At 76.4% G+C, this 15852-nt stretch carries 13 protein-coding genes; 4 read left to right on the top strand and 9 right to left on the bottom strand.

Annotated features, from left to right (window positions below; all coding sequences use genetic code 11):
* Positions 1-16 precede the first annotated feature (16 nt).
* The 3 genes from lanKC to ABTY15_RS11240 form a co-directional block, all read right to left on the bottom strand.
* The gene (gene lanKC, locus ABTY15_RS11230) at positions 17-2554 is read right to left on the bottom strand and encodes a class III lanthionine synthetase LanKC (protein ID WP_350580014.1); all 2538 of its coding nucleotides are present in this window, start codon (positions 2552-2554) and stop codon (positions 17-19) included.
* Between the two features lie 35 nt (positions 2555-2589).
* Positions 2590-3813, bottom strand: coding sequence for an MFS transporter (locus tag ABTY15_RS11235; protein ID WP_350580017.1), 1224 nt, complete (start codon positions 3811-3813; stop codon positions 2590-2592).
* Positions 3814-3949: 136 nt separating this feature from the next.
* Positions 3950-4123 (bottom strand): hypothetical protein, encoded by a 174-nt coding sequence (locus ABTY15_RS11240; protein WP_350580019.1) that lies wholly within the window; start codon positions 4121-4123, stop codon positions 3950-3952.
* A 383-nt stretch (positions 4124-4506) separates the two neighbouring features.
* On the opposite strand from ABTY15_RS11240, the gene ABTY15_RS11245 reads away from it, so the two are divergent.
* From ABTY15_RS11245 to ABTY15_RS11255, 3 genes are read left to right on the top strand one after another with little or no spacing between them, the layout of a single operon-like run.
* On the top strand, positions 4507-7623 hold the full coding sequence (locus tag ABTY15_RS11245) for an adenylate/guanylate cyclase domain-containing protein (protein WP_350580022.1): 3117 nt from the start codon (positions 4507-4509) through the stop codon (positions 7621-7623).
* Positions 7620-8474 carry a S8 family peptidase gene (locus ABTY15_RS11250; RefSeq protein WP_350580025.1) on the top strand — a complete coding sequence of 285 codons (855 nt, stop codon included), beginning with the start codon at positions 7620-7622 and terminating at the stop codon, positions 8472-8474. The genes ABTY15_RS11245 and ABTY15_RS11250 overlap by 4 nt, the downstream gene beginning before the upstream one ends.
* On the top strand, positions 8458-9015 hold the full coding sequence (locus ABTY15_RS11255) for a GAF domain-containing protein (protein ID WP_350580027.1): 558 nt from the start codon (positions 8458-8460) through the stop codon (positions 9013-9015). The genes ABTY15_RS11250 and ABTY15_RS11255 overlap by 17 nt, the downstream gene beginning before the upstream one ends.
* On the opposite strand, the gene ABTY15_RS11260 is transcribed toward ABTY15_RS11255, so the two are convergent.
* The 6 genes from ABTY15_RS11260 to ABTY15_RS11285 form a co-directional block, all read right to left on the bottom strand.
* Positions 9006-10127, bottom strand: a complete 1122-nt coding sequence (locus tag ABTY15_RS11260; protein WP_350580030.1) for an AI-2E family transporter — start codon at positions 10125-10127, stop codon at positions 9006-9008. The two genes, ABTY15_RS11255 and ABTY15_RS11260, sit on opposite strands and share 10 nt — an antisense overlap.
* Positions 10128-10231: 104 nt before the next feature.
* Positions 10232-11323: a winged helix DNA-binding domain-containing protein gene (locus tag ABTY15_RS11265; protein WP_350580033.1), complete on the bottom strand. Its 1092-nt coding sequence runs from the start codon at positions 11321-11323 to the stop codon at positions 10232-10234.
* Positions 11320-12048: a glycerophosphodiester phosphodiesterase gene (locus ABTY15_RS11270; protein ID WP_350580035.1), complete on the bottom strand. Its 729-nt coding sequence runs from the start codon at positions 12046-12048 to the stop codon at positions 11320-11322. The genes ABTY15_RS11265 and ABTY15_RS11270 overlap by 4 nt, the downstream gene beginning before the upstream one ends.
* Positions 12045-12512, bottom strand: coding sequence for a hypothetical protein (locus ABTY15_RS11275; protein WP_350580038.1), 468 nt, complete (start codon positions 12510-12512; stop codon positions 12045-12047). Before ABTY15_RS11275 ends, ABTY15_RS11270 begins: the two co-directional genes overlap by 4 nt.
* Before the next feature lie 85 nt (positions 12513-12597).
* Positions 12598-13014, bottom strand: a complete 417-nt coding sequence (locus tag ABTY15_RS11280; protein WP_350580041.1) for a TOBE domain-containing protein — start codon at positions 13012-13014, stop codon at positions 12598-12600.
* 159 nt (positions 13015-13173) lie between these two features.
* Entirely contained in the window at positions 13174-14367 is a 1194-nt protein-coding gene (locus ABTY15_RS11285) for an ROK family transcriptional regulator (RefSeq protein WP_350580044.1), read from the bottom strand.
* 159 nt (positions 14368-14526) lie between these two features.
* Between ABTY15_RS11285 and ABTY15_RS11290 the strand changes: the two genes are divergently transcribed.
* Positions 14527-15792, top strand: a complete 1266-nt coding sequence (locus ABTY15_RS11290) for an MFS transporter (RefSeq protein ID WP_350580047.1) — start codon at positions 14527-14529, stop codon at positions 15790-15792.
* Positions 15793-15852 lie beyond the last annotated feature (60 nt).

A 15852-nucleotide genomic window follows, 5' to 3' on the forward strand; every position in this document is an offset into this window, starting at 1 on the left:
CTCACCCCAGCGAGCCTCACCCCAGCGTCAGCAGGTCCAGCACGTTCCCGCCCGCCAGCCCGCGGAGTGCCAGCAGCACCCCCGCCGACCCCGTGTGCAGGTCCGCGGAGCAGCGCCGCAGCCGCATCCCCGGCACCAGCAGCCCCTCCGGCCGGCCCACCAGGTGCCAGCCCAGCCGCCGCACCTGCTCCGCCACGGCCGCCGGCTCCCCGCCGAGCCGGGAGAGCGCCAGGGTCAGCCCGGCCCGCCCGCGGAACAGCCCGGGCTCCCGGACGAACCCGGGCGCGCAGACCCGCCGCACGTCCGCCAGGAAGCCCGCGTGCTCCCCGCCCCCGTACGCCTGGTACTCCTGCGCGACCAGCGCGATCCCGCTGCTGCCCCGGTCGAGGTAGGCCAGCCGTCGCCCGCCCTCCAGCACCTGCACCGACCCGTCCGGCACCCGGACGCAGGCCTCGACCGCCCGGGCGAGCGCCGCCCGCCCGGAGGCCAGCAGCCACTCCTCGCCGGTCCGCTGGTACAGCCGCAGCTGGACGAAGGCGATCCCGGCGAGCCCGTACAGCAGCCCGGCCGTCTCCGGCGCGGCCAGTCCGCCGACCGGCTCCCCCCGCACCACCGCGGCCAGCGCCCGTGCGTCCGCCAGCGCGTCGGCCAGTTCGCGCGCGCTGCCGAGGCCGTCGGCCAGCCGGAGCCGGGCGAGCGCCGCGCCGGCCCGTCCGCCGAACAGCGCCACGGTGGGCGCCGGCCCGGCCTCCCGCGCCCGTTCGACCACCTCGGCCGCCGCCTCCGGCCGCCCGACCCGGGCGAGCACGGCGGCCGCGCCGAGCGGCCCGTCCAGCAGGCCCCCGGTGCCCGGCCGGGCCGGCCGCCGCCGCAGCGCCGCGAGCAGCCAGTCCGCGTACTCCTCCGGGCAGGGCGCCGAGGCCCGGTGCAGCGCGTACAGCACGCCGGCCGCGCCGTGCGCGACGCCCGTGCCGCCGTCCGCGAACCCGGCCGGATCCCCGGGGAAGAGCCGGTCGAAGCGGTCCGGCGTGGCGCCGGCGTGGATCCCGGCGACCAGTTCGGCCTCGGCCGCGGCGAGGTCGGGCCCGGCCAGCAGCTCCCGGACCCGCCGCTCCCCCGCCGACTCCCGCACCGAGTCCCGCACCGACGCCAGCGGCGGCACCGGGCGAGCGGGCCCGTCCTGCGGGCCTAGCCCGAACCACTCGCGCGCCCGCCGTTCCAGCCCGGCGAGCTTGCCAGGGTCGAGGGCCGCGAGTTCCGTCACCGGCATCAGCAGCATCAGCCAGGCCGCCCACAGCAGGTACCGGTCGGCGTCGGCGCCGCCGAGCCCGGCGGGCACCCGGACGCCGGCCGCGCCGGCCAACGGCACGTTCCGGCCCGCGAGTTCGTCGGCGTACTCGAAGTCGACCAGGACGACCGAGCCGTCCGGCCGCAGGATGACGTTGGCGGGGTGCAGGTCCCCGAACCGCACCCCGCGCTCGTGCAGGGCGTCGAGCGCCTTCGCCACCCGGGCGACCACGTCGCCCACCCAGCCGGCGTACTCGGCGCGCTGTTCGGCGGTGCAGTTCTGGTGCACCAGCGGGTAGCGCCGGACCGCCTCGTCGAACAGCTGCACGCCCTCGATGTGCTCCTGCACCAGGAAGGTGTGTTCCCAGACCTGCCGCACCTCGTGCAGCCGGGGCACGCAGTCGAGGCCGGCGAGCCGCTCCAGCGCCCACTGTTCGCGCCGCAGCCGGGTGACGGCGTCCTCGCCGGAGCCGTCGAGCCCGGCGTACGGGCGGGCCTCGCGCAGCACCACCCGCTCACCGGTGGTCCGGTGTTCGGCGCGGTAGATCCCGCCCGCGTTGGAGAACTGCACCACCTCGTCGATCCGGTACGGGAGTTCGCCGACGGCCGCACGCCGGGCCGCGAGGTGCGGGCGCAGCGCCGCCGGCGGCTCGACCCAGGCGGGCAGCCGGAACACCGGGTCGCGCCGGTCCGGCACCAGCGCGCCGGACGGGTCGCGCAGCGCGGGGGCGGGCCGCCCGGCCTCGTCCTGGCACCAGAGTTCGACGAACGCACCGTAGCGCACGTACACCGGCGCCGTGCCGATCCGCAGGTCGGTGAGCACGTACGGGCCGGGCCTGCCGTCCAGCGCCACCGCCAACTCATCGACCAGCGCGAGGAATTCACCGTCCGAGCCAGGGTAGACGGTGACGAACTTGCCGCTGCTGCCGCGCCCCGCGTACTTGCCGTTCGCGACCAGCAGCGCCGCCCGGCTGCGCAGGAACTTGAACGCGACCCGGCGGTCGGTGCAGAGCCGGGCGACGATGCCGAGGGTCTCCTCGGCCTGGTCCGGGACGGCGGAGACATGGATCTTCCAGCCTTGCTCGGGCAGTTGGGCGCCGTCCGGCCGCAGCGCCGTCCACAGTCCGCGCTGTTCCCGCCGCCACCCGGCGGGCGGCTCACCGACCCCGAGCGGGTACCGGCTCGCCCGGTCGCGCAGCCGCCCGGGGGTGTCGTAGTACGTCGGGTCGGCGAGGCAGTACAGCTGGGTCTCCTGGGCACCGGCCACGGCACGCCTCCAACTCTCCGGTGTCTCCGATGGGTTCAGGCCGCCGCGGGTTGCAGCGCGGGCCCGCGCCGGACCGGCGGCGCCCAGGTGACCACGGCCGCGCAGAGCGCGATGGCGAGCGCCAGCAGGGCGAAGGTGCGGGTGCCGCCGAGCGCGCCGAGCAGCGCCCCGCCCGCCAGCGGACCGACCGGCTGGACCAGGGTGGACAGGAAGGCGGCGGCGCTCTGCACCCGCCCGATCCGGTCGGGCGGCGCGGCCTGCAACATGCCGGTGACGAAGCCGATGCTGGCGACCGTGGACAGGCACATGCAGGCCGCGCAGAGCACCCCGATCAGCACCGGCACCCGGGTGAGCACCAGGGCCCCGGCGGTCAGCGCGGCCGCCCAGCAACTGACCGCGACCAGGCTGCCGTCGCGGGCCCGGGCGTCGAGCTTCGGGGCGAGCAGCGCCCCGGCCAGCGCGCCGGCCGCGGTGAACGAGACCACCGTGCCCCCGCCGACGCCGGAATGCCCGCCGTCCGAGGCGACCGCCAGCGTGGCGAACATCAGCGCGCTGAACGCGAAGTTCATCCCGAGGCCGAAGATCAGCAGCAGCGTCCGCAGGTAGGGCTGCTGCCAGATGAAGGCCAGCCCGGCGGTCAACTCGGCCTTGCTGAACACCGATCCGCTCTTCGCCGCGGGCACCGAGCGGGTCCGCATCAGCGCCACGCAGAGGGTGGAGAGCAGCAGCCCGACCCCCTCGGCGACGAACGGCAGCACCGGGTGCCAGGCGAACAGCGCACCGCCGCCGAGCGGGCCGACGAGCCGGGCGGCGGCGCCGCGCGCCTGCATCCGGGAGGAGGCGGCCCGGACCTGCCCGGGCGGCACGACCGCACGCAGCAGGCCCCCGGCGGCGGGCCCGTAGGTGCTGGAGATGAGCGCCCCGGCGGCGGCCACCAGCAGGACGAGCGGCAGCGGGGTGTGGCCGCGCAGGACGGCGGTCACCAGCGCGGCGACCGCGAGCAGGCTGCCGACGTCGCACACCCGCATCAGCCGGCGCCGCTCGATCCGGTCGGCGAGGACACCGCCGGGCAGCATGGTGAGCAGCAGCGAGCCGACCGAGACGGTGCCGATGGCGCCCGCCTGGGCGGCCGAGCCGGTCTCCCGCAGGACGAGCAACGGCAGGGCGATCGAGGCGAGTTGGGAACCGAGTGAGGCCAGCAGGCCGCCGATCCAGAGCAGCCGGAAGTCCCGGTTGCCCGCGAGCGAGGTGGGTGCCATGGCCGTCCTCCGAGGTGAGCGGGTGGAAGCGGGCCGGGGCGGTCCCGCGTCGACGGGACCACCCCGGGGGCCTGAAGCGTGTCTGGGGCGGGGGTGCGCCCGCCCCGACGACGGACCCGGCCTGCCCGGCAAGCGGTCAGGCGGTGGTCTCGGCGCCGTGGACGTAGCTGATCAGGCTGAAGCAGCTGCCGTCGGAGGCCTCGTGGAGGACCTTCATCGCCTGAAGGTCCAGGATGTCGGCGGTGTGCGCCTCGACCTCGGGGGTCTCCTCGCCGTCCTCGCCGACGATCGGGTCGATGTTCTCGGCCATGGCTGAACTCCCTTCGCGAAATGGTGGGTTCGGGCACGGCGGGTGGTGGTCCGCCGTGCCGTCGACGGTAGGAGGGCGCGGCTGCGCGCGGCCCCGGAACCGGTACGGCACCGGTATGGCCGCAGGTCGGCGCCCCCGCGCCGGCCGCTGTCCGCCCGCGGCCGCCGCCCCGGCGGGCCCCGGCACCCGCTGCCACCTGCGGCCATACCGCCCGCCAGGCGCCTCCGAACCGGGCCCGAAGCCCGGCCGGTCAGCCTGAGGCCTCCCGCACCCTTGCACCCCGCAGCGCCCGTGCCGCCCGCACTCCGCGCCGCCCCGTACCACCTGCGCCGCCCGCACGCCGTACCTCCCGCACCGCGAAGGACTAGCGAAGGACTGCCACCATGCCCTGCCCACAGTGCGCCCAACTCGCCTTCACCAACGACCAGTTCTGCCCCTCCTGCGGCACCCCGCGGGCCGCCGCCCTCGATCTGGCCGCCGAGGAGCGCAAGCTGGTCACCGTGGTGTTCTGCGACCTGGTCGACTCCACCGCCCTGTCCGGCGCGCTGGACCCCGAGACGCTGCGCGAGGTGATCCTGCGCTACTTCGAGCGGATGCACCGCCAGATCGAGGCACACGGCGGCACCCTGGAGAAGTTCATCGGCGACGCGGTGATGGCCGTCTTCGGCGTCCCGGTGATCCGCGAGGACGACGCGCACCGGGCACTGGCCGCCGCGCTCGCCATGCTGGAGGACCTGGAGGACCTCAACACCGAGCTGGACGCCACCCTGGGAGTCCGGCTGGACGTCCGGATCGGCGTCAACACCGGTCAGGTGGTGGCCGGTTCGGACGCCTCCGCACGCCAGGCGCTGATCTCCGGCGAGACCGTCAACATCGCCGCCCGGCTCCAGACCCACGCCGCCCCCGGCCAGGTGCTGATCGGCCCGCAGACCCTGCGCGCGGCCGGCCCGGCCGCCCAGGTGCACGAGGTCGGCCCGTTGCAGCTCAAGGGCAAGGCCGAGCCGGTCACCGCCTACCGCCTGGTCGGCCTGGACGAGGACGACCCGGAGCTGCTGCGCCGCTTCGACGTGCCGCTGGTCGGCCGGGACCGCGAACTCGCCCAGCTGGACGCCGCGTTGACCAGGGTGGCCGCCGGCCTGGGCGCCGAGCTGCTGCTGGTCGCCGGCGAGCCCGGGATCGGCAAGACCCGGCTGGTCCGCGAGTGGCAGGAGCGGACCGCCCGGCACGCCGCCCGCTGCGGCACCGGCCGCTGCCGCAGCTACGGCGAGCAGGGCGCGCTGGCCCCGCTGGCGGAGGCCGTCCGGACCCTGCTGGGCGACTCGGCGGCGGCCGCGCCCGCCGAGGCACTGGCCCGGCTCGACGAGGCCACCACCCCCGGCCTGGGCGTCGCGCAGACCTGCGAGCGGCTGGCCGGGATCCTGCGCGGGCGGGCCGTCGAGCGCCCGGTCGTGCTGGTCCTGGACGACTGCCAGTGGGCCGGCCCGGCGCTGCTGGACGCCGCCGAACGGCTGGTCGCCGCGCTCGGCGCGGCCCCGGTGCTGCTGCTCTGCCTGGCCCGCCCGGAGCTCCCGGCCGCCCGCCCCGAGCTGCCGACGCTGCCGCTCGGCGGCCTCTCCTGGGACGAATCGGCCCTGCTAGCTGCCCAGTTGACCGAGCTGAGCGCGCACCAGGACACCGTGCCCACCCGGCTGCTGGAGCGCGCCGAGGGCAACCCGCTGCACCTGGAGGAGCTGCTGGCCGCCCTCACCGAGTCCGACGGACCCGCCCTCGCCGACGAACTCCCGCCCACCGGGCGGGCGTTGCTCAGCGCCCGGATCGACGACCTGGAGCGCGACGAGCGCACCACCCTGGACCTCGCGGCCGTCCTCGGCCGGGCCTTCACCGCCGCCGAACTCGCCGAACTCGCCGCCGGCGGTGCCGACCAGGACGCCTTCGCCGACCCCGAGGACGACGTCTTCACCGGCCCGATCGACGGCCTGCCCGGCGACCCGCCCGCCGAGGGCGACCGCACCCCGCCCCGGCTGCACGCCGCCCTCGCCCACCTGGCCGAGCGCCGCCTGATCGAGCCGGTCGGCACCGGCTACCGGTTCAGCAGCGGCCTGGTGCAGGAGTCCGTCTACCAGTCGATGTCCAAGCGGGCCCGCGCCGAGCGCCACGAGCGCGCCGCCGAGTTGCCCGCCGTCCGCGCCGCCGGGGACGCCACCGTCGGCGGCCACCTGGAGCGCGCCCACCGCTACCGCCTCGAACTGGGCCTGCTGGACGCCCGGACCGACACCCTGCGCACCCGCGCGGCCGCCGCCCTCGGCGCCGCCGGGGACCGTACCCTCGGCCGCGCCGACCTGCCCGCCGCCGTCGACCTGCTGGAACGCGCCGTCCGGCTGCACTACCCGAACGAACGGACCGCCGGCCCCGCGCTGCGCCGCCTCGGCGAGGCCCGGCTGGCCCTCGGCCGGGCCGACGAGGCACTGCCCGTACTGGCGCAGGTCCGCGACGCGGCCGCCGACCCGCTGGACGCCGCGCACGCCCGGCTCGCCCTGGCCGCCCGCGGCCTGCCGCCCGGCCCGGAGCAGCCCGCCGCCACCGCCCGCGCCGTCCTGCCGCTGTTCACCGACGCCGGGGACGCGCTCGGCCAGGCCCGCGCCCACCTGCGGCTGGCCGAGGAGCACCTGCTGGCGGGCCGGCACACCGAGGCCGAGCGGCTGCTGGACGAGGCGCTCGGCCACGCCGCCCGCACCGACGCCGAACTCGACCGGGCCGCCGTGCTGGCCGCCCTGGCCGCCTCGCTGCTCGCCGGGCCCACGCCCGTCCCGAACGCCGTCTTCCGGCTGCGGGCCCTGCTCACCGAGCACGGCGCCGGCCGCCGGACCGTCCGGGTCGCGATGAACGGCCCGCTGGCCGTCCTGCTCGCCCTGCGCGACCGGCCCGGCGAGGCCGAACTGCTGCTCGCCGAGGCGAACGGCCTGGCCGGGGAGCTGTCGCTGGCCGACGCGATGGTCTCGCTGCCGGCGCTGACCGCGCAGGCCGCCGCCGCCACCGGCCAGACCGCGCAGGCCCTCGACCTGCTCGCCGACGCCGCCGAGATCGCCCGCCGGCTCGGCGCCGCCGCCCCGCTGCCCCGCCTCGCCCTGACCACCGCCCGCGTCCTGCTCGACACCGACCGCCCGGCCCAGGCCGCTCGCCACCTGGACGGCGTCGACGGCCTCGGCGCACTGCCGCCGGTGCTGGCGATCGAACTGGACGCGCTGCGCGGGCGCCTCGCCGCCACCGCGGGCGAGAGCGGACCGGCCCTGGAGCTGACCGAGACCGCCGCGCACGCCGCCGGGGAGACCGAGTCGCTGCTGCTCCAGGCCCTCACCGCGCTCGACCGCGCGCACGCCCTGCTGCTGCTCGACCGCCCCGCCGAGGCCGCCGTGGCCGCCGCCACCGCCCGCGACCGGTTCGCCGCCAAGGGCCACCTGCCGGGCGTGCGCCGGGCCGAGCGGCTCGGGGGCACCCGGTGAGCGGCCCGGCCGGGCTCACCTGGAGCCTGCGCGGCCGGGGCGCCGCCGACCTCCCGGTGCCGGCCGACACCCCCGACCCCGACCCGACCGGCGGCACCGGCAAGGGCGTGCGGGTCTGCGTGGTCGACTCCGGCGTCGAACCGGACCACCCGCTGGTCGGCCCGCTGAACGGCTCCTGGGGGGTGGTCAAGGACCCGGCCACCCGGGAGCTGGTGGTCCGCCCCGACTTCACCGGCGACACCTGCGGCCACGGCACCGCCTGCGCGGGCATCATCCGCCGCACCGCCCCGGACTGCGAGCTCTACAGCGTCCGGGTGCTCGGCGAACGCTTCACCGGCACCGGCGACATGCTGCTGACCGGCCTGCGCTGGGCCGTCGAGCAGGGCTTCGACGTGATCAACCTCAGCCTCTCCACCACCCGGACCCGCTTCCTGGAGGAGCTGCACGCGCTCGCCGACGACGCCTTCTTCGCCCGCACCGCCATCGTCGCCTCCGCCCACAACACCCCGGTGGAGAGCTACCCGTGGCGGTTCTCCTCGGTGATCTCGGTGGGCAGCCACCAGGAGGACGACCCGGCCCTGCACCTGTACAACCCGGCGCCGCCGGTCGAGTTCTTCGCCCCGGGCCAGAACGTCCGGGTGCCCTGGCTCGGCGGCGCGACCATCCGCACCACCGGCAACAGCTTCGCCACCCCCTACGTGGCCGGGCTCTGCGCCCGCATCCTGTCCCGCCACCCGAGGTTGACCACCTTCCAGCTGAAGAGCGCGCTCTACCTCTCCGCGGCCAACGTCCAGGTCGGAACCCGCCCGTCCAACCCCCTCACGGAGGCGCCCGATGACCCTCAGCACTGACCCCGCCGTCGACCCGCTGGCCCGCGAGCTCCTGCAGTCCGTGGTGGACGTCGCCCGGGCGATCTTCGGCGCCCAGGCCGGCTCGGTCTGCCTGCTCGACGAGGCCGCCGACGAACTGGTCTTCCAGGCCGTGTCCGGGCGGGGCGAGGAGTCCCTGGTGGGCCGCCGCTTCCCGGCCGGCAGCGGCATCGCCGGCTGGGTCGCCGCCTCCGGCGAGCCGATGGTCGTCGACGACCTGGCCGCCAACCCGACCTTCGACCGGGACTTCGCCGCGTCCACCGCCTACGTCCCGAACGCCCTGATGGCGGCCCCGCTCACGCACGGCAGCCGGGTCCTGGGCGTCCTGGAGGTGCTCGACCCGGCCCCGCAGGCCCGCGCCAGCCTGCCCGAGCTCGACCTGCTCGCCCTCTTCGCCCGGCAGGCCGCCGCCGCCCTGCGCGTCCTCGCCGAACGCGCTCCCGTCCCGCCGACCGTCCCCGACCGCACCGCCGCCCTCGGCCTGCTCGCCGACCTGGAGGAGCTCCTCCGCCGTCAGCCCTGAAGGCCTCGCGGCTCGGCGGAGTCCCCGGCCCGGGCCCGGCGGCGGCCGGGGGTGCCGCGCAGGACGGAGACCACGCCGACGCCCGCGGCGCAGAGCGGGACGGCGAGGAGCGCCCCGAGGATCCCGGCGATCCCCGAACCGGCCACCACGGCGACCATGATGGTGGCCGGGTGCAGCTCCACCGTGCGGCTCTGGATGAGGGGTTGGAGGATGTTGCCCTCGATCAGCTGGACGGCGAGCACCACCCCGAGCGCCCACAGCGCCGTCCCCAGCCCGCCGTCGGCGAGGGCGACCAGCACCGCGACCGCCCCGGAGAGGAAGGCCCCGACGAACGGGATGTAGGCGCCGATGAACACCAGCGCGCCCAGGCCGGGTGCTCCGGGCACGCCGAGCGCGAGCAGGCCGATGGTGATGAAGGTGGCGTCGATCAGCGCGATCAGCGTGGTGCCGCGCATGAAGCCGGCCATCGCCTCGAAGGCCCGCTCGGCACAGGCGATCACGGTCTCGGCGCTGCGCGCGGGCAGGTAGGAGCGGACGGTCTCGTCGGTGCGGTGGCCGTCGCGAAGGAAGAAGAACACCAGGGCGAGCGCCAGCACGCCCCCGGTGACGAGCTGGGTGGCGAGGCCGAGCCCGGACAGCACACCGTTGGTGACGGTCGTGACGAGCGAGTTGGTCTCGCCCTTGGCGTTGCCCAGGGTGTGCCGGATCTTCTGCCCGAACGGCCCGAGCCACTCGGCGAGCCGGTCGCCGGCCTCCGGGAGGGATCGCGCGATCTGCGGCGCGCTGTGCACGAGGGCGTTGACGAGCAGGGCGATCACCCCGCCGCCGACCGCCACCAGCAGCACGCAGGTGAGCCCGGCGGCGAGGCTCCGGCTGACGCCCCGCCGGACCAGCCACGGCACGACCGGGTAGAGCAGCGAGGCGCCGAGCAGGGCCAGCACCACGGGCACGGTGGCGGCCCGCAGTTCGACCAGCGCGAAGACCACCAGCGAGGCGACGGTGATCAGCAGCACCACCGCCGCCGACCAGGCCGCCGCCTGCCGGACGGCCGGCGGCAGCATCAGGTACGGCCGGCGGTGGTCCTCCGGGGGCTGCTCCGGCTCCACGGACACGGGCCACCTCCGCCGGGATCGTTGCTGGGTCCGAACCGCCCCATCTCAACAGATGATCCGACAGTATGCCCGTTTTGCCCCGACCCCTGGCGCGCCCGACCGGGCTACTCCACCGCCTCGATCCGCACGGCTCCGCCCCCGCCCCCGCCCGCGAAGGCCAGCACCCGCTGCGCCTCGGCCTCCACCGCCGCCCGGTCGGCCCGCCGCAGCGGCGAGAACGGGCGTACGGACACCTCCTGCTCGCCGGTCAGCCGCCAGCTCCCGGCGACCAGCCCGTCCACCAGCAGGGTGCCGAGCACGATCCCGTTCTGCGTCATCACCCGCCCCCGGTACTCCTCGGGCAGCACCCGGGTGCGGTCCGCGTGCGAGAGCAGCAGGTTGTCGAAGGGCGCGAGCAGCCGGACCGGCGCCGGGGTGTCCGGGTCCGGCCGGGGCGCCCCGGGCAGGTCGTACAGCAGCCGGCCCTGCTCGTCGCGGAAGGTGAGCAGCCGCGGCGCGAGCCGCTTCAGCACCGGGCCGAGCCGGCTGAGCCCGCACCACTTCTGCAGGTCGGCGACGGTGGCGGGGCCGAAGGCGGCGAGGTAGCGCAGGGCGATGTCGTCGAGCGAGGGGGCCGGGTCGAGCGGCCGGCCGAGCCAGGCCTCGGCGGTGGTGTGCGCGGCCGGTCCGCCGCGCCCCCAGAGCCCGCGCGGCGGGACCTGGACCAGCGGCAGCAGGCAGCGGGCGGCCTGGGCCAGGGCGGCCGGATCGCGCTCCGGGCGGGTGGCGGCCAGCAGCGGGCCGAGCTGCTGGAAGGTCCGCGGCTGCTCCTCGACCAGGGCGCGGGCCTCGGCGGCGAGCGCGGTGAGGTCGAGCCCGGCGAGCCGCTTGCCGTAGCCGGCGCGCAGGCCCTGCTCCAGGACGGGCTGGAGCAGCGGGCGCAGGGTCAGGCAGTCCTCGGCGGTGACCAGGTGGATGGTGCTGCGCTGGAGGGCGGTCCGGACCACCGCGCGGTCCTCGATCAGCGCGCTCAGCTGCGGGTGCGCGAAGCCGTCGAGCCGGGCGAGCAGGCCCAGGTAGGGCGGCTGCGGGGCCGCCTGGGCCTGGAGCCCGCCGAGGTGGCGGACCATCTCGGCGGGCGTCAGGTCGCTGCGGGCGAGCAGGTGCTGACGGGCCAGCAGGGCCCGGCCGAGCGCCCGGACGGTCAGCACCGTCACCGGCGGCCGTCCAGCACCGAGCGCAGCACGTCGATCCGGTTGGTGGTGATGGAGGCGACGCCGCCGTCGCGCAGCCGGCGCATGGTGCGGCGCAGGTCGGCGGTCCAGGTGGAGACGGCGAGGCCGGCGTCGGCGGCGGCGGCCGTGAACGCGGGGGTGACCAGGCCGAACGGCGGGTTGAGGTAGCGCGGGCGCAGGTCGTCCAGCAGGGCGCGGGCGGGCAGCCGGGGCTGCTTCCAGGTGAGCGCGATCTCGGCGTCGGGGGTGAGCGCCCGGACGGCGAGCATGGCGGTGGCGGGGCCGCAGAAGGCGACCAGCCGTTCGGCGCCGAGGCCGGTGACGACTTCCCAGGTGGCGGCGGCCGGCCCGGGTTCGTCCAGGTCGATCAGCAGCCGGCGGCCGTCCACCGCCGCGACGACCTTGACCGCCTCGGCGAGGGTGGGGACGGCGAGCGGGCCCTGGCGCAGCTCGTCGAGCTGCTCGATGGTGACCCGCCCGATCGCCCGCGGGTCGCCCCAGAGGCGTTTCAGGGTGGGGTCGTGCAGCAGGACGGGCACCCGGTCGCGGGTGAGCTGGACGTCGACCTCGACGGCGTCGGCCCCGGCGGCGAGCGCGGACTCGACGGAGGGCAGGGTGTTCTCGCGGTACCGGTACGGGTCGCCGCGGTGGGCGACGGCGAGCACCGGGCGGCGGTCGGCGGGGGTCGTGCGGTCGGCGGCGGTCATGTGATCAGCCCCGCGATCCACGGGGTCAGGTCGTGGACGCCGACGCTCTCCCGGTAGCCGTCCTCCCCGGGCACGGTGACGACCATGGTGGTGGACGGCGGGAAGGTGCGCGCCTTGACGTGCACCAGGCCGGTCCAGACGGAGTTCAGGAAAGCGGGGACGCTGTCGCGCGGGACGTCGAAGGCGATGCCGTCCAGGCTGACCACGGCCTCGTCGTGGACGAACAGCCGCACGGTGACGGCGGGTCGGCCGGCGATCTCCAGCAGCGCCTCGTGCGGGATGGCGTCCAGCTCACTGCTGCCCGAGCCGCCCGAGCTGCCGGTGCCGTCTGCGCCGACCAGCCCGGCGAAGGTCCGGTCGCGGCCGATGTCGTGCTGGGCGCGGACCTCCCGGCCGTGCCGGGCGGCCATCGCCTCGATGGCGTGCACGGCGCTCTGGGTGGTCGGCAGGGGCGGATGGGACATCCGGGGCGGGCCTCTCGTTTCGGAACTCGTACGGACGGACGGGCAGCGGCGCTGACGGCGTAACGGCGGCGCCGGCGAAGCGGAACTAACGGCGTTCGATCATCACATTGGTCGACTTGATGACTGCGGTGGCGGGGGCGCCGGGCACCAGGTTCAGCTCCTCCGCCGACTCCCGGCTGATCAGCGACACCACCCGGAACGGCCCGGCCTGGATCTCCACCTGGGCCGCCACGTCACCGAGCACCACGTCGGTGACGATCCCGGGGAAGCGGTTGCGGGCGGAGGACGGACGGCCCTCGGCCTCGGCGTTCTCGGGCCGGGCCAGCTCACGGGCGAAGGCCGCGAGGTCGGCGCCGGGGATCATCCGGTGGCCGTGCTCGTCCCGCTGGGCGGCGACCCGCCCGGCGTCCACCCAGCGCCGCATGGTGTCGGCGCTGACGCCGAGCAGCGCCGCCGCCTCACCGATGCGGTACGGGTTGACCGGCAGGTCGGACTGGCCCATGTGCGACTCCTGACGCTGACTCGACGGACGAGGGAACGGGGGGAACAGGGGAGGGTGGAACCGCAGGAGCCGGGGCCGGGGTGCCCGGAGGCCCGCCTCCGCCGCCATCCTGCCGTACCGGGGGCCCGGCCCGCGAAGCGGCGCCCAGTGCGGGGAGGGCTACGGCTCGCCGAAGAGGTCCCGCCGGACGGCGTCGCCGGCGGTGAGGACGGCCCCGCCGAGCACCGCGCCGCCGCCCGCCGTCCCGGCCCGGACCTCGGTGCGCAGCGGGGAGAGCCCGGCCAGCCGGCGTTCGACCCGCTCGGCCAGTTCGGCGCCGCCGGCCCGGCCGATCTCGCCGCCGAGCACGACGCAGCCCGGGTCGAGGACGACGCAGATCCCGGCCGCTCCGACGGCGATCCGTTCGGCGAGCTCGTCCAGGAACGCCCCGCCCGGCTTGCCGGGGCCGAGCGCGGCCAGCGCGGCGTGGACGGCGGCCTCGGCGGCGGGGGCGTCGCCGGCCGCGCCGGCGGGCAGCCCGTGGGCGCGGGCGAGGTCGCAGACGGCGGCGCTGCCGGCCAGGCTGTGGAAGCCGCCGTCGCAGCTGGTGGCGGTGGGCAGGCCGGTGGTGCCGGGGACGGGCAGGAAACCGATCTCGCCGGTGCCGCCGGAGAAGCCGCGGCGCAGCCGGCCGTCGAGGATCACCGCGGCGCCGACGCCGTGGCCGAGCCAGAGCAGCACGAAGGTGTCGCGGTCGCGGGCGGCGCCGATCCGGTACTCGGCCCGGCCGGCCAGGTTGACCTCGTTCTCCAGGATCACCTGGGTGCCGGGCAACTCCCGGAGGGCGGTGAGGAGTTCGGCGTGCCAGCCGGGCAGTTTGCCGGTGCTGTTGAGTTGCCCGGTGGCGGGGTCGACCAGTCCGGGGGCGCCGACGGCGACGGTGTGCAGCCGCTCGACGCCGGCACCGCGCGCGGTGTCCAGCAGGGTGGCGACCAGCCGCCGGGCGGTCTCGGGTGCGGTCGGGTCCTCGACCGTGACGTCGGCGGTGCCGAGGGTGCGCCCGGCCAGGTCGGCGACGACCAGGCTGACGCCGCCGGAGCGGACGTCGACGGCGGCGAGGTGGGCGCGGGAGGCGACCAGCGCGTAGAGCCGGGCGTTGGGGCCGCGGCGCTGTTCGCCGCGCTCCCCGACCACGGCGACCAGGCCGGTGCGCCGGAGGCGTTCGAGCAGGTCGGCGACGGTCGGCCGGGACAGGCCGGTGAGGTCCCGCAGCTCGGTCGCGGTCAGCGGGCCCTGTTCGAGCAGCAGGTTGAGTGCCAGCCGGTCGTTGATCGCCCGGGCGGTGCTCGGCGTGGCCGTGCGCACGGTGGTCATGGCCGGTCATCCTTTCAGACTTCCGCACTGTTTCTATCAGGGTCCCTTCCTGATAATTTACCGGGCAGACCGCGAAGCCACGAAGCCACGAAGCCACGAAGAGCACGCAGACCACTCCACCGGGCACCGTCGCGCCGCGCGACCGGGAGGGAACGCCGGATGAGCGAGCACAGCACCACCTCCGCACCACCCATGGAAGCGCTGACCGCCCCGCGCCGGGCCCGGGTGAGCATCGCCCTGGTCTTCGGGGTGCACGGCGCCGTCAGCGGCAGCTTCGTCACCCGCATCCCGTGGATCCAGCACCACCTCGACCTCTCCCCCGGCCGGCTCGGCCTGGCCCTGGTGATGCCCGCCATCGGCTCCTCCCTCGCGATGCCACTGGCCGGGCGGTTCGTCCACCGCTACGGCGGGCGGGCGGCGGTGCGCGGACTGCTCTCGCTCTGGTGTCTGGCGCTGGCCCTGCCCGCGCCGGCGCCCTCGCTGCCGGTGCTGTGCGCGGCGCTGCTGGTGTTCGGCGCGACGGCGGGCATGGCGGACGTCGCGATGAACGCGCAGGGCGTGGAGATCGAGCAGCGGCTCGGCCGCTCGATCATGTCCGGGCTGCACGGGATGTGGAGCGCGGGCGGGCTGCTGGCCTCCGGCTTCGGCATCCTCGCCGCCCACCTCGACCTCGACGCCCGGCTCCAGCTGGCCGTCACCGCACTGGTGCTGCTCGCCCTGGCGCAGCCGGTCTGCCGAGGCCTGCCCGACCTGCGGGCGCCCGAGCAGGCGGAGGCGCCGCCGCACTTCGCCCTGCCGCCGCGCAGCTCGCTGGTGATCGGGCTGGTCGGCTTCTGCGCGGTGTTCGCCGAGGGCGCCTCGATGGACTGGAGCGGCGTCTACCTGCGGGACGTCACCGGCGCCTCGGCCACCCTGGCGGCCGCCTCGTACACCGCCTTCGCGGGCACCATGGCGGTCAGCCGGCTCGCCGGGGACGCGGTGATCCGCCGGCTCGGCGCCGTCCGGGCGACCCGGCTGGGCGGCGCGGTCGCCACCACCGGCGGTCTGCTGGTAGTGGCCGCCGACGGCCCGGCCCTGGCCATCCCGGGCTTCGCCCTGATCGGGATCGGCATCGCGGTGATCGTCCCGCTGGCCTTCGCCGCGGCCGGCCGGATCGGCAGCAACCCCAGCCAGGCCATCGCCGGCGTCGCCACCGTCACCTACACCTCCGGCCTGGTCGCCCCGGCGATCATCGGCACCCTGGCCCAGGCCACCTCGCTGACCGTCTCCTTCGGCCTGGTCACCGCACTCACCTTCGCCCTCCTGCTGAGCGCGGGCGCGCTGCGCCGGGCGGAACAGAATTCCGCCACCGAAAACACCGCCCGCGAAAACGTGACCACAATGTCACCGGAAAGCACTTCCGGAAAAAACCTCCCCACACTATGATGGGAAAATTCCGAGGAGTTCCTCGCTAATATCGCCAACCGTCGGGTGCAGCCGCGCCCG

The organism is Kitasatospora sp. NPDC097643, from assembly GCF_040302625.1.
In the GTDB taxonomy this organism is placed as follows: Bacteria; Actinomycetota; Actinomycetes; order Streptomycetales; family Streptomycetaceae; genus Kitasatospora.

Coding starts and splice junctions, on each gene's coding strand:
- ABTY15_RS11275 (WP_350580038.1), bottom strand. CDS start 12,512: ATGTCCCATCCGCCCCTGCCGACCACCCAGAGCGCCGTGCACGCCATC.
- ABTY15_RS11280 (WP_350580041.1), bottom strand. CDS start 13,014: ATGGGCCAGTCCGACCTGCCGGTCAACCCGTACCGCATCGGTGAGGCG.
- ABTY15_RS11235 (WP_350580017.1), bottom strand. CDS start 3,813: ATGGCACCCACCTCGCTCGCGGGCAACCGGGACTTCCGGCTGCTCTGG.
- ABTY15_RS11255 (WP_350580027.1), top strand. CDS start 8,458: ATGACCCTCAGCACTGACCCCGCCGTCGACCCGCTGGCCCGCGAGCTC.
- ABTY15_RS11245 (WP_350580022.1), top strand. CDS start 4,507: ATGCCCTGCCCACAGTGCGCCCAACTCGCCTTCACCAACGACCAGTTC.
- ABTY15_RS11270 (WP_350580035.1), bottom strand. CDS start 12,048: ATGACCGCCGCCGACCGCACGACCCCCGCCGACCGCCGCCCGGTGCTC.
- ABTY15_RS11240 (WP_350580019.1), bottom strand. CDS start 4,123: ATGGCCGAGAACATCGACCCGATCGTCGGCGAGGACGGCGAGGAGACC.
- ABTY15_RS11290 (WP_350580047.1), top strand. CDS start 14,527: ATGAGCGAGCACAGCACCACCTCCGCACCACCCATGGAAGCGCTGACC.
- ABTY15_RS11285 (WP_350580044.1), bottom strand. CDS start 14,367: ATGACCACCGTGCGCACGGCCACGCCGAGCACCGCCCGGGCGATCAAC.